11 protein-coding genes are annotated in these 12,613 nt (G+C 72.7%); 4 read left to right on the top strand and 7 right to left on the bottom strand.

What is annotated here, in order from left to right; genetic code table 11:
- The first annotated feature begins 55 nt into the window (after window positions 1–55).
- From RH861_RS08060 to RH861_RS08050, 3 genes are read left to right on the top strand one after another with little or no spacing between them, the layout of a single operon-like run.
- On the top strand, window positions 56–1,471 hold the full coding sequence (locus RH861_RS08060) for an MFS transporter (protein ID WP_310520578.1): 1,416 nt from the start codon (window positions 56–58) through the stop codon (window positions 1,469–1,471).
- Between the two features lie 11 nt (window positions 1,472–1,482).
- The gene (locus tag RH861_RS08055) at window positions 1,483–3,609 is read left to right on the top strand and encodes a molybdopterin oxidoreductase family protein (RefSeq protein ID WP_310520577.1); all 2,127 of its coding nucleotides are present in this window, start codon (window positions 1,483–1,485) and stop codon (window positions 3,607–3,609) included.
- Window positions 3,606–5,228, top strand: a complete 1,623-nt coding sequence (locus RH861_RS08050) for an NAD(P)/FAD-dependent oxidoreductase (RefSeq protein WP_310520576.1) — start codon at window positions 3,606–3,608, stop codon at window positions 5,226–5,228. Before RH861_RS08055 ends, RH861_RS08050 begins: the two co-directional genes overlap by 4 nt.
- A gap of 3 nt (window positions 5,229–5,231) precedes the next feature.
- Here the strand turns inward: RH861_RS08050 and RH861_RS08045 are convergent, their stop codons facing one another.
- From RH861_RS08045 to rpsP, 5 genes are all read right to left on the bottom strand, one after another.
- Window positions 5,232–5,990: a sirohydrochlorin chelatase gene (locus RH861_RS08045; protein ID WP_310520575.1), complete on the bottom strand. Its 759-nt coding sequence runs from the start codon at window positions 5,988–5,990 to the stop codon at window positions 5,232–5,234.
- Window positions 5,991–6,125: 135 nt separating this feature from the next.
- On the bottom strand, window positions 6,126–6,842 hold the full coding sequence (gene trmD / locus RH861_RS08040) for a tRNA (guanosine(37)-N1)-methyltransferase TrmD (RefSeq protein ID WP_067950537.1): 717 nt from the start codon (window positions 6,840–6,842) through the stop codon (window positions 6,126–6,128).
- 9 nt (window positions 6,843–6,851) lie between these two features.
- Window positions 6,852–7,445: a ribosome maturation factor RimM gene (gene rimM / locus RH861_RS08035; protein ID WP_310520574.1), complete on the bottom strand. Its 594-nt coding sequence runs from the start codon at window positions 7,443–7,445 to the stop codon at window positions 6,852–6,854.
- A 1-nt stretch (window position 7,446) separates the two neighbouring features.
- On the bottom strand, window positions 7,447–7,683 hold the full coding sequence (locus RH861_RS08030; RefSeq protein WP_067950541.1) for an RNA-binding protein: 237 nt from the start codon (window positions 7,681–7,683) through the stop codon (window positions 7,447–7,449).
- A gap of 3 nt (window positions 7,684–7,686) precedes the next feature.
- Complete coding sequence (gene rpsP, locus RH861_RS08025; RefSeq protein ID WP_310520573.1) at window positions 7,687–8,100, bottom strand: 30S ribosomal protein S16; 414 nt, start codon at window positions 8,098–8,100, stop codon at window positions 7,687–7,689.
- 222 nt (window positions 8,101–8,322) lie between these two features.
- Here rpsP and RH861_RS08020 point away from each other — a divergent pair, with 222 nt between their 5' ends.
- The gene (locus RH861_RS08020) at window positions 8,323–9,474 is read left to right on the top strand and encodes a glutamate--cysteine ligase (RefSeq protein ID WP_310520572.1); all 1,152 of its coding nucleotides are present in this window, start codon (window positions 8,323–8,325) and stop codon (window positions 9,472–9,474) included.
- A 16-nt stretch (window positions 9,475–9,490) separates the two neighbouring features.
- Here RH861_RS08020 and RH861_RS08015 read toward each other — a convergent pair whose 3' ends face one another.
- A complete protein-coding gene (locus tag RH861_RS08015) occupies window positions 9,491–10,924 on the bottom strand; it encodes a GH1 family beta-glucosidase (protein WP_310520571.1) in 1,434 nt (477 codons plus the stop codon).
- Between the two features lie 83 nt (window positions 10,925–11,007).
- The gene (ffh, locus tag RH861_RS08010) at window positions 11,008–12,603 is read right to left on the bottom strand and encodes a signal recognition particle protein (RefSeq protein ID WP_310520570.1); all 1,596 of its coding nucleotides are present in this window, start codon (window positions 12,601–12,603) and stop codon (window positions 11,008–11,010) included.
- Window positions 12,604–12,613 lie beyond the last annotated feature (10 nt).

Genomic DNA, 12,613 nt, shown 5'->3' with positions numbered 1-12,613 from the left:
GGATAGCGTCGCCTGCACCAGCTCGACCCCGTGACCGACATCCCCGGAGGCACCGATGACCGAGATCCTGCAGACCGCTCCCCCGAGCGCCGCATCCGCCGCGCCGACCACCTCCCCGCCCGCCCCCGCGCCCGGCGCACTGACCCGCCGCCCCGGCCGCTGGATCGACGGGTGGGACCCCGAGGACACCGCGCAATGGGAGCGCGAGGGCCGTCGCGTCGCCCGGCGCAACCTCAACTGGTCGATCTTCGCCGAGTTCCTCGGATTCGTCGTCTGGCAGCTCTGGAGCATCGTCGCGGTGGCCCTTCCCGCGGCAGGCTTCCAGCTCACCACGAGCGAGATCTTCTGGCTCATCTCGATCCCGAGCCTCGTCGGGGCGACGCTGCGCATCCCGTACTCGTTCCTGGTCCCGATCTTCGGCGGGCGGAACTGGACGATCGTGTCGGCCGGGCTGCTCCTCGTGCCGGCCGTGATGCTCGCGGTGACCGTCTCGAACCCCGACACCCCGTTCTGGGTGCTCGTCCTCGCGGCGGCGCTCGCCGGGTTCGGTGGGGGCAACTTCGCCAGCTCGATGTCGAACATCACGTTCTTCTACCCCCAGCGCGAGAAGGGCTGGGCGCTCGGCCTGAACGCGGCCGGCGGCAACCTCGGCGCGGCCGTCGCCCAGTTCACGGTTCCGGTCGTCATCACGATCGGCGCGGGCGCGACGCTGAACCTGCCGGTGGCCGGCTGGATCTGGGTGCCGTTCATCCTCCTGGCGATGTTCGGGGCATGGCGGTACATGGACAACCTCGCCAACGCCAAGGCCGACCTCTCGGGCTCGGCCGCCGCCCTGAAGGAGCCGCACCTGTGGCTGCTGGCCCTGCTCTACATCGGGACGTTCGGCTCGTTCATCGGCTTCGCGAGCGTCTTCCCGAAGCTCATCGCCGACCAGTTCCCCGAGTTCTCCACCATCGGCGTGCTCGGGGCGACGGTCTCCCTCGCGTTCCTCGGCGCCCTCGTCGGCTCCCTGGCCCGGCCCTACGGCGGGCGACTCTCGGACCGGTTCGGCGGCGCTCGCATCACGATGGTCGCGTTCGCGGCCATGGCGGTCATCACGCTCGCGGTGCTCGCGACGCTCCCCCTCGGCAGCTTCTGGGTGTTCCTCGGCCTATTCCTGCTGCTCTTCGCGACGGCGGGCGTGGGCAACGGCTCGACCTACCGCATGGTGCCGATCGTGTTCGCGATGCGGTCCGCGCACGGCGCCGGCGACGTGTCGACCCAGCGCAAGGCGGCCGCGGCACTCGGGCTCATCTCGGCGATCGGCGCGTACGGCGGATTCCTCATCCCGCAGGCGCTGAACCTCTCGTTCCAGGCGACCGGCGGGTACGCGGCGGCGTTCACGGGCTTCGTCGCCGGGTACCTCGTCCTCCTCGCCGTCACGTGGGCCGTGTACGTGCGCCCCCGCCACCTCCGCGAGCAGAAGATCTGAATCGAGCGCGCATGACCGACCGGCCCGCCCCCACCCACTGCCCGTACTGCGCGCTGCAGTGCGCGATGACCCTCACCCCGACGGATGCCTCCGGCGCTGCCGCGCCGACCGACGCTCCGCCCGTGACGGTCGTGGGCCGCGAGTTCCCCACGAATCGCGGCGGGCTGTGCAAGAAGGGCTGGACGTCGGCGGAGCTGCTCCGCGCCCCGTCCCGCCTCGGCGCCCCGCTCCTGCGGGGCGCCGACGGCGCCCTGCACGAGGCGAGCTGGGACGAGGCGCTCGACCTGGTGGCCGGCCGGCTCCGCGACATCCGTGCACGCCACGGTGCCGACGCGGTGGGCGTCTTCGGCGGCGGCGGCCTCACCAACGAGAAGGCGTACCTGCTCGGCAAGTTCGCGCGACTGGCGCTCGGCACCAGCCGAATCGACTACAACGGCCGATACTGCATGTCGTCGGCGGCCGCGGCCGGCAACCGGGCCTTCGGCGTCGACCGCGGCCTGCCGTTCCCGCTGGCCGACCTCGACGATGCCGAAACGATCCTGCTGCTCGGCACGAACGTCGCCGAGACCATGCCGCCGTTCATCGGGCACCTCGCGGGCGCGCAGGCCGCGGGTGGGCTCATCGTCGTCGACCCGCGACGGACGGCGACCGCGAAGCTCGCCGACGACGGGCGCGGGCTGCACGTGCAACCGGCGCCGGGCACCGACCTCCCCCTGCTCCTCGGACTCGCGCACGTCGTCATCGCCGAACGGCTCGCCGACACGGCCTACGTCGCCGAACGCACCATCGGCTACGACGCGGTGCGGCGGAGCGTCGCCCCGTGGTGGCCCGAGCGCGTGCAGGCCGTGACCGGCGTGCCCGCGACGACGTTGCGGCGCCTCGCGCGTCGCCTCGCCACCGGCGGGAGGACCTTCGTGCTGACGGGTCGCGGCGTCGAGCAGCACGTCGACGGCACCGACACCGCGACCGCCGCCATCAACCTCGCGCTCCTGCTCGGACTGCCCGGGCGTCCCGGCAGCGGCTACGGCACGCTCACCGGCCAGGGCAACGGGCAGGGCGGCCGCGAGCACGGGCAGAAGTGCGACCAGCTCCCCGGATACCGGAAGATCACCGACCCCGCGGCGCGTGCCCACGTCGCCGCGGTCTGGGGCGTCGTCGCCGACGACCTCCCTGGACCGGGCGTGCCGGCGATCGAACTCCTCGCCTCGCTCGGTCGGCCCGGCGGCGTCCGCGCCCTCCTCGTCCACGGGTCGAACCTCGTCGTGTCCTCCCCCAACGCGGGCGCCGTGCGCCGCGCCGTGGACGCGCTCGACCTGCTCGTCGTCTGCGACTTCGTCCTCTCGGAGACGGCGGCGCTCGCCGACGTCGTGCTGCCGGTGCTGCAGTGGGCCGAGGAGGAGGGCACCATGACCAATCTCGAGGGACGCGTCATCCGTCGACGCCGCGCGCTCGAGCCGCCGCCCGGCGCCCGCGACGAACTCCGGATCCTGCACGAGCTCGCACGCCGGCTCGGCTGCACGGCCCGGTTCGACACCGACCCCGGGGCGGTCTTCGAGGAGCTGCGCCTCGCGTCGGAGGGCGGTATCGCCGACTACTCGGGCATCGACTACGCGCTCCTCGACTCCGGCGCCGAGGCGTACTGGCCGTACCCGCGCGGCGGCACCGGCACGCCGCGGCTCTTCGCGGACCGGTTCGCGCACGACGACGGCCGGGCGCGCCTCGTCGCCGTGTCGCCCCGGGCGGCGGCGCACCCGGCGCCGGGGCCCGGCGAGCTCACGCTCGTGACCGGCCGGCTGCTCGAGCACTACCAGAGCGGCGCCCAGACCCGCCGGGTGCCCGAACTGCTCGACGCGCAGCCCGAGCTCCGGGCGTCCCTGCACCCGGCGACCGCCGAACGCCTCGGCATCGCGGACGGCGATCCCGTCGAGATCGCCAACGTCCTCGGCTCGGTGCACGGACGGGCGCGCCTCACCGCCGACATCCGACCGGATGCCGTGTTCCTCCCGTTCCACTACGGCGACGACCAAGCGGCGAACCTCCTCACGTCCGACGCCGTCGACCCCGTCTCGTCCATGCCCGAGTTCAAGACCAACCTCGTGCGCGTCACGCGCCTCGTGGAAGCCGGAGCCCCCGCATGACCGCACCGCTCAGGATCGTCCTCATCGGCTACGGGCTCGTGGGCGCCCGCTTCGTCGAGGAGCTGCTGCCCGACGTGGCCGCCGGCCGCATCGCTCTCACCGTCGTCGGCGGCGAACCCGTCGAGTCGTACAACCGGGTGCTCGTCGCCGAGTACGCCGTCGGCAACACCGACCTCGACGCGATGCTGGTCGGGGACCGGGCGGCCGCCGAGTCGGCCGGCGCGCGCGTGCTCCTCGGCGTCGCCGCCACCGCGATCGACCGCGACGCCCGGGTCGTCCGGTGCTCCAACGGCGACGAGCTCCCCTACGACCGCGTCGTCCTCGCGACGGGGGCCCGCGCCAACACGCCCACGCTCGATGCGGTGGACCGGCCGCGGCGCGACCCGGACTCGCTCCGGAAGCACGCGGCGACCCTCGTCGCGCGTGACGACGCGCTGCCGGAGGGCATCACCGCGCTGCGCGACCTCGACGACGCACGGCGGGTGCTCGCGGCGGTCCGCGGACGCCGCCGCATCGTCGTGCTCGGCGCCGGCGTCCTCGGGCTCGAGTTGGCGCTCGCCGCCGCGCACGCGGGCGCCCAGGTCTGCGTCGTGCACCACGGCCCGATCCCGATGCCCCGCAACCTCGACCGCGGCGGCGGGCACGTGCTCCGCTCGGCACTGCGCCGCGCGGGCGTCACCGTCGTGGCCCACAGTCGCGCGGAGGCGGTCGGCTATCGCACCGAACCCGACGGCACGCGCCGCTTCGACCTGCTGGTCACCGCCGACGGCAAGCAGCTCCGCGGCGACCTCCTCGTGCTCTCGTGCGGCGTCAGCCCGCGCAACGAGCTCGCGACCCTGGCGGGACTGCGCACCGCCACGGGCGTGGTGGTGGGTCCCGACCTGCGCAGCTGGACCGACCCCGACGTGTACGCCATCGGCGACTGCGCCCAGGTCGTCGAGCGCACCCCCGAGACCGCGGGGCGGCGCGACCTGCCCGGGGCGCCGTCGGGACTCGTCGCCCCGGGCTGGCGCCAGGCCTCGTGGCTCGCCGCCGCCCTGGCCGACGTGGCCGCGCGGGCCGACGGCGACCCGGTCTCCGATTCCCGCCCGGCCCTGCCCGCCGAGCGCGACGCGATCGTCATGCTGAAGGCCGAGCACGTCGACGTCGTCGCGGTCGGCGACGTCTCCCCGGACCCGTGGGACGACGACGCGCTCAGCCCGCGCCGACGGGTGGCCCAGTGGGCCGATCCCGAGCACCTCCGGTACGTGAAGATGGTCACCGAGGGCGGAGTGCTCACGGGCTTCGCCTGCGTCGGCATGCCGCGGACCGCGGCCGAACTGACCCTGCTCTACGACCGCGGCGGCGAGCTGCCCGCCGACCGCTCGCTCCTGCTCCGCTTCGACGGTCCCGACGACGACCCCGCCGCCGACGCCGACGCCTTCGCGCCCGACGCCACCGTGTGCTGGTGCAACGGGGTCACCGTGGCCGCGATCGAGGCGTCGCACGCGTGCGGCAACGCGACGGTCGAGTGCGTTGGCCGTGATACGCGCGCCGGCACGGGCTGCGGCGGATGCCGCGGCCGCATCGCCGAGATCCTGGCGCGGGCGGCCGAGGCCGACGGCGCGCTCACCGCCTGAGCGTCAGGCGCGCTCGCGGCGCTCGATCCCGATCCCCACTCGCGCGTACCGGTCGAGGACGAGGTCGACGAGCGCCTCGGGCGCGGGCCGCTCGGGCAGGAGGAGCGGATCGGCCACGACGTCCGCGCCCGCGACCTTCGCCTGGTCGTAGAACGTGCCCGGGGCGAGCAGGTAGGGGCAGACGACGATGCGCGCCCCGGGATGCACCTCGCGGAGCATCTCGATCGCGTCGGGCAGGCGGGGGATCGCCGCCGCGATGAAGCCCGCCGTCACCGGGCGCCCGAGTCGCTGGCCGAGGCGGCGCGAGGTCTCGAAGCACTCGCGGACGGCCCGCGGATCGTTCGACCCCGCGGCCGCGAGCAGGACGGCATCGCCCTCGCGCAGGCCCAGCTCGTCCAGGCGCTCCGCGAGCACGTCGACGATCCGCTCGTCCGGTCCCAGTTCCGCGGCGAGGCCCACGTCGCCGCCCAGCCGGTCGAGCGCGAGCGAGAGGCCGGTGCGCACGTGGAACCCGGCGGAGAGGACGAGCGGCACGATGACCGCATTCCGGACGGCGGCCGCTTCGAGCGCGGCGCCCAGGTCGGCGTTCCGGGCGTCGACGAACGTGATGGCGACGTCGAGGTCGGGCCGCGTCGTGGCGACGCCGTCGACCAGCCGGATGACGGCGCGGCGGTTGGCCGCGGACGGTGCGCCATGGGTCACCGCGACGAGCCGCAGCGGCGGCGGGGAGCCGGTCCCGATCGAGCCATCCGTTCGACCCATCAGGCGACCCCGCTTCCCGGCGGAATCCGCTCGTCGCCGCCGGTTCCGACGGTATGCAGGACGTGTTTCGCGGAACGGACCCACGTGTTTCCGGCGCGTGAAGAGTGCCTCACGGGCGGACTTCGCGAAGGCGGGTCAGGCCGTCGGCTCGGTGCCCTCCGGGGCATCGGGCAGCAGCTCCGGGCGCACCCGCCGAGTGCGTTCCACCTGCTGCTCGCGTCGCCACTCGGCGACGCGGCCATGGTGGCCCGACAGGAGGACGGGGGGCACCTCGAGGCCCCGCCAGACGGCGGGCTTGGTGTAGCTCGGGTACTCGAGCAGGCCGTCCTCGTGCGATTCCTCGACGAGGCTCTCCGGGTTGCCGACGACGCCGGGCACGAGCCGACCGGCCGCCTCGATCATCGCCATCACGGCGACCTCGCCGCCGTTCAGCACGTAGTCGCCGAGGCTGATCAGCCGCACGCGCATGCGACCGGCGTAGTGGTCGACGACCCGCTGGTCGATCCCCTCGTAGCGCCCGCAGGCGAACACGAGATGCTCCTCGGCGGCGAGCTCGCGCGCGACCCGCTGCGTGAACGGCTCGCCCGCGGGCGTCGGCACGACGAGCAGGGCGTCGGATGCCGCGTCGCCGACGATCGAGTCGAGTGCCTCGCCCCACGGCTCGGGCTTCATCACCATGCCCGCTCCCCCGCCGTACGGGGTGTCGTCGACCGTGCGGTGACGGTCGTGGGTGAACTCGCGCAGGTCGTGCGTGCGCACGTCGATGAGTCCCGTCTGGCGGGCCTTGCCGAGCAGCGACAGGTCGAGCACGTCGAAGAACGACGGGAAGATCGTGACGATGTCGATGCGCACCGTCGGCTCCTACTCGGCGTCGGCGTCGCGCTCGCCGCCAGCGGATGCCGCGTCCGGCGTCTCCGGCAGCTCCTCGAAGAGTCCGGCGGGGGGCGTGACGGTGACGGTGCCGGCCTCGAGGTCGACCTCGGGCACGATCGCGGAGACGAACGGCACCATGACCTCGCGGCCGCCGGACTTGACGACCAGGAGGTCCTGTGCGGGCAGGTGGTCGACGTGCGCGACCTCGCCGATCCGCTCGCCGTCACGCACGACGGCGAGGCCGACCAGCTGGTGGTCGTACCACGCGTCCGGCTCGGACTCCTCGTCGGCGGGCTGGTCGACCCAGAGGATCGCCTTGATGAGCCCCTCGGCGGCGGTGCGGTCGTCGACGCCCTCGAAGAAGCCGACGGGGTGGCCGTTGTACCAGCGGAGTTCCCGGAGCGTCAGGTGCCGGCCGTGCCAGGGCGACGACTCGGGGACCTGGAGGGAGAACTCGGCGCCGGGGACGAACCGACGCTCGGGGTCGTCGGTGTAGAGCTCGAGCTTGATGGCGCCCTTGAGGCCGTGCGCCTTGGTGAGACGACCGACGCGCAGCTGCTGGGGGCGGGGTGCCGCGGTCACGTCAGTCGTCGGTGTCGACGACGTCGACACGGACCCGGCGGCCGTCGGCGAGTGCGGTCACGACGGTGCGCAGCGCCTTGGCGGTGCGGCCGGCGCGACCGATGACGCGGCCGAGGTCCTCGGGGTGCACGTGCACCTCGAGGACCTCGCCGCGTGCGCTCGACGCGGAGGTGACCTTCACGTCGCCGGGGTGATCGACGATCCCCTTGACGAGGTGTTCGAGCGCGGAAGCGAGCAAGGCCTACGCCTCGTCCGACGCGGTCTCGTCAGCGGCCTCGGCGGCCTCCTCGGCCTTCGCCGGCTTCTCGGCCTTGGGCTTGACGACCGACTTCTTGCTGTCGTCGACCTGGTACTCGGCCTTGGGCTCGGCGGTGCGGACGGTGCTCTTGGCGTCCTTGTCGCCCTTGAACTTGCCCCAGTCGCCGGTGAGCTTGAGGATGGCCATGACCTGCTCGGTCGGCTGCGCGCCGACGCCGAGCCAGTACTGGGCGCGGTCGGAGTCGACCTCGATGAACGAGGGCTCCTCGGTGGGGTGGTACTTGCCGATCTCCTCGATCACGCGACCGTCGCGCTTGGTGCGCGAGTCGGCGACGACGATGCGGTAGTACGGGGCACGGATCTTGCCGAGCCGCTTGAGGCGGATCTTGACAGCCACGATTCTCCTGAGATGTTGTGAGGTAGGCGAACTGACAGCCGTGAGCGTGGGGTGCACACCCGGCGGAAGCTCAAAGGTGCCCTGCGCCGCCGGATAGAGGGTCGGGCGGCACAGAACTCGACTGACCATTCTTGCAGATTTCGCCCCGCGACGATAATCGCCGCGGTGCGTGGCAAGATGAGCCAACGCCGCACCCGCGGCCGGGGACGACAGGGGGCTCCCATGCGGATCGAGTTCGCGCGTTCCGAGCGCTCCTCCGTGGGCATCGAATGGGAGCTCGCGATCGTCGAGCGCGGCAGCGGCGAGCTGGCGTCGGTCGGCGACCGCGTGCTGGCCGACCTCGCCGGATCCGACGGCTCGCCGCATCCGTTCATCACCTCGGAGCTGCTGACCAACACGGTCGAGCTCGTCAGCGGCGTGCACGACCGCGTCGCCGGGGCGGTCGACGACCTCACCGCGCAGGTCGCGGAGGTCAGGTCGGTGCTCGACCGGATCGGCGAGTACGAGCTCATCTGCAGCGGCTCGCATCCGTTCAGCCAGTGGTACGACCAGCGCCTCACCGACAAGCCGCGCTACCACAAGCTCATCGAGCGCACCCGCTGGTGGGGCCGCAACATGATGATCTGGGGCATCCACGTGCACGTCGGCATCGAGGAGCGCGACAAGGCGCTGCCCATCCTCGACGGCATGCTCGCGTACGTGCCGCACCTGCAGGCGCTGTCGGCGTCGAGCCCGTTCTGGGCGGGCGTCGAGACCGGGTACGCGTCGAACCGCGCGCTGATGTTCCAGCAGCTGCCCACGGCGGGCCTGCCCTACCCGCTGCCCGACTGGGCGTCGTACGAGCGCTATGTCGACGACCTCGTGCGCACGGGCGTCATCGAGGACCACACCGAGGTGCGGTGGGACATCCGCCCGTCGCCCCGGTGGGGCACGGTCGAGGTGCGCGTCTGCGACGGCGTCTCGTCGGCCGAGGAGATCGGGGCGATCGCCGCGCTGATCCAGTGCCTCGTCGAGTGGATGTCGGACCGCCTCGACGCCGGCGAGACGCTCACGGTGCTGCAGCCCTGGTACGTCCGCGAGAACAAGTGGCGCGCCGCGCGGTACGGCATGGACGCCGAGGTCATCACTGATGCCGCGGGCACCGAGCGGCACGTCGCCGACGACCTCCGCGACCTGCTCGTGACGCTCGCGCCGTACGCCGACCGGCTCGGCTGCGCCGAGGAGCTGCAGCGGATCCGTCGCACGCTCGACGACGGCGCGAGCTACCAGCGCCAGCTCCGGGTGGCGCAGGAGCACGGCGGCGAGCTGACGGCGGTCGTGGCGCACCTCGCGCGCGAGCTCCGCGAGGGCACGGTCCCCCGCGCGAACCGGTAGCCCGGCGCGGCGGCCCCTACGCCGGGATCCGGCCGGTGCGGATGAGATCGGCGAACCAGCGCGCGCTGGCCTTCGGCAGCCGCTCGAGCGTGTCGTAGTCGACGCGCACGATGCCGAACCGCTTGGAGTATCCGTAGCCCCACTCGAAGTTGTCGAGGAGCGACCACACCTGGTACCCGCGCAGGTCGACGCCGCGCGCCATGGCGCGGTGCGCGGCCGTGAAGTGGCGACGGAGGTAGTCGATGCGGTCCTGGTCGTCGACCATCGGCCCGTCGGGACCCTCCGTCACGACGTCGTCGAACGCCGCGCCGTTCTCGGTGATCATGAGCGGCACCTCGGGGTACGCGCCGTGCAGGGCGATGAGGAGGTCCTCGAGGCCGGACGGGTCGATGTTCCAGCCCATCGCGGTGTACGGACCGGGCTGCTGCAGGAACTCGACATGCTCGGAGCCCGGCCAGGGGGTCCCCCCCATGTCCTTGTGCCCGTCGGCGTTCACGCGCGGCGAGACCCCGTCCCAGAGCCGGACCGTGACCGTCGAGTAGTAGTTCACGCCGAGCACGTCGATGGGCTGGGCGATCAACTCGGTGTCGCCCGGCTTCACGAACGACCAGTCGGTGACGGCGGCGGTGTCCTCGATGACGTCGGTGGGATAGCCGTCGCCGAAGATCGGGCCGAGGAAGACGCGGTTCGCGAGGCCGTCGATGCGCCGCGCCGCCTCGTGCCCGGTCTCGCCCGAGGGCCGGATCACGTGCAGGTTCAGCGTGATCGAGAAGTCCGGGTCGTTCGTCACGACCTCGCGGAGCGCGCGGATCGCGAGCCCGTGCGCGAGGTTCAGGTGGTGCACGGCGGCGAGCGCCTCGGCGCCGTCGGTGTGCCCCGGGGCGTGCGCGCCCGAGCCGTAGCCGAGGTAGGCGGAGCACCACGGCTCGTTGAGCGTGGTCCAGACGGCGACGCGGTCGCCGAGCCGCTCCGCCACGAGGCGCGCGTAGTCGGCGAACGCCTCGGCGGTGGCCCGGTTGGTCCAGCCGCCCTCGTCCTGCAGCGCCTGGGGCAGGTCCCAGTGGTACAGCGTGGCGATGGGGCGGATGCCGCGGGCGAGGAGTCCGTCGACGAGCTTCTCGTAGAACGCCAGGCCGGCCTCGTTCGCGGGTCCGCGTCCGGTGGCCTGGATGCGCGGCCACGCGATCGAGAAGCGGTACGCCTCGAGGCCCAGTTCGACCATGAGGTCGAGGTCGGCCTCCCACCGGTGGTAGTGGTCGCAGGCGATGTCGCCCGTGTCGTCGTTCCAGACCTTGCCGGGCGTGTGGCTGAAGGTGTCCCAGATGGACGGCCCGCGGCCGTCCTCGGTCACGGCGCCCTCGATCTGGTACGACGCCGTCGCCGACCCGAGCAGGAACTCGGGCGGGAACTCGAGACCGGAGTCGCGGTAGTCGGCGTTGCCCGTGGTCATGGTCGTCCCCCTGAAGCGATCATCGGGATGCGGCATCCGCTGCACCACGGATTCACCCTAGTGCGGCGCGTGCGCGAGACGGCTCAGCGACCGAGCAACTTCTGGAGGGCGGCCAGCTCCTCCTCGCTCGGCGCTCCCTTGGTCCCGGCCCCGGCTCCGGCGCCGCCGCCGAGGCCGAATCCCGAGCCCGACGCCCCGCCCGGGCCCGCCGGCGTGGCGCCCGAGGCGAGCGCGGCATTCTCGGCGGCGCGCTTGGCGGGATTGCCCGAACGCGAACCCGACGACTTCTTCTTGGCCTTGGCCGCCTGGCGCTTGCCGCCGCCGTAGCCGCCCGCGCCCGGGATCGGGCCCATGCCCGGCACCTGCGGCACGCCGCCGCGGGCGACGGTCTTCATCATCTTCGCCGCCTGCTCGAAGCGCTGCACGAGCTGGTTCACGTCGGTGACGGTCATACCGGAGCCCTTGGCGATGCGCAGGCGTCGGGAGCCGTTGAGCAGCTTCGGGTTGCGCCGCTCGGCCGGGGTCATCGACTGGATGATCGCCTCGGTGCGCACGATCTCGCGCTCGTCGAAGTTCTCGAGCTGCTGCTTCATGCCGCCCGCACCCGGGAGCATGCCGAGCATCTTCTTGAGGGAGCCGGCGCCGCGGAGCTGCTGCATCTGCTTGAGGAAGTCCTCGAGCGTGAACTGCTCGGTCGCGAGCTTCTCGGCGACCTTCAGCGCCTCCTCCTCGTCGAAGGCCTGCTGGGCCTGCTCGATGAGGGTCAGGATGTCGCCGAGGTCGAGGATGCGGCTCGCCATGCGGTCGGGGTGGAACGGCTCGAAGTCGTCGAGCGTCTCGCCCGTGGAGGCGAAGATGATGGGGCGTCCGGTGACGGATGCCACGGACAGGGCGGCGCCGCCGCGCGCGTCGCCGTCGAGCTTGGACAGCACGACGCCCGTGAAGTCGACGCCCTCCTGGAAGGCCTTGGCGGTCGACACCGCGTCCTGGCCGATCATGGCGTCGATGACGAACAGCACCTCGTCGGGGTTCGTCGCCTTGCGGATGTTCGCGGCCTGCTTCATGAGCTCGGCGTCGACGCCGAGCCGGCCCGCGGTGTCGATGATGACGACGTCGTGCTGGGCGCGCTGCGCGTGGGCCACGGCATCCTTCGCGACCCGCACGGGGTCGCCGACGCCGTTGCCGGGCTCGGGTGCGAAGACCTGCACGCCGGCCTGCTCGCCGACGACCTGGAGCTGGTTGACCGCGTTGGGGCGCTGGAGGTCGGCGGCGACGAGCATCGGCGTGTGCCCGTCCTTCTTCAGCCACTTCGCGAGCTTGCCCGCGAGCGTGGTCTTGCCGGCGCCCTGGAGGCCCGCGAGCATGATCACGGTCGGCGGGTTCTTGGCGAACTGCAGGCGGCGCTGCTGCCCGCCGAGGATGCCGACGAGCTCCTCGTTGACGATCTGCACGACCTGCTGCGCCGGGTTGAGCGCGCGGTTCACCTCGTCGCCGAGCGCGCGCTCGCGCACGGTCGCGGTGAACGACTTCACGACGTCGAGCGAGACGTCGGCGTCGAGCAGCGCGCGCCGGATCTCGCGGACGGTGCCGTCGACGTCGGCAGCGGAGAGCTTGCCCTTGGTGCGGAGGTTCTTGAACGTCTCGGTGAGACGATCGGAGAGGGTGCCGAACGTAGCCATGATGCGCCCC

Origin of the sequence: Agromyces indicus (assembly GCF_031432295.1) — a bacterium.
In the GTDB taxonomy this organism is placed as follows: Bacteria; Actinomycetota; Actinomycetes; order Actinomycetales; family Microbacteriaceae; genus Agromyces; species Agromyces indicus.
This window is presented reverse-complemented; position numbering and strand designations above follow the sequence as displayed.

Coding starts and splice junctions, on each gene's coding strand:
- RH861_RS08055 (WP_310520577.1), top strand. CDS start 1,483: ATGACCGACCGGCCCGCCCCCACCCACTGCCCGTACTGCGCGCTGCAG.
- RH861_RS08015 (WP_310520571.1), bottom strand. CDS start 10,924: ATGACCACGGGCAACGCCGACTACCGCGACTCCGGTCTCGAGTTCCCG.
- RH861_RS08060 (WP_310520578.1), top strand. CDS start 56: ATGACCGAGATCCTGCAGACCGCTCCCCCGAGCGCCGCATCCGCCGCG.
- RH861_RS08045 (WP_310520575.1), bottom strand. CDS start 5,990: ATGGGTCGAACGGATGGCTCGATCGGGACCGGCTCCCCGCCGCCGCTG.
- RH861_RS08050 (WP_310520576.1), top strand. CDS start 3,606: ATGACCGCACCGCTCAGGATCGTCCTCATCGGCTACGGGCTCGTGGGC.
- ffh (WP_310520570.1), bottom strand. CDS start 12,603: ATGGCTACGTTCGGCACCCTCTCCGATCGTCTCACCGAGACGTTCAAG.
- RH861_RS08020 (WP_310520572.1), top strand. CDS start 8,323: ATGCGGATCGAGTTCGCGCGTTCCGAGCGCTCCTCCGTGGGCATCGAA.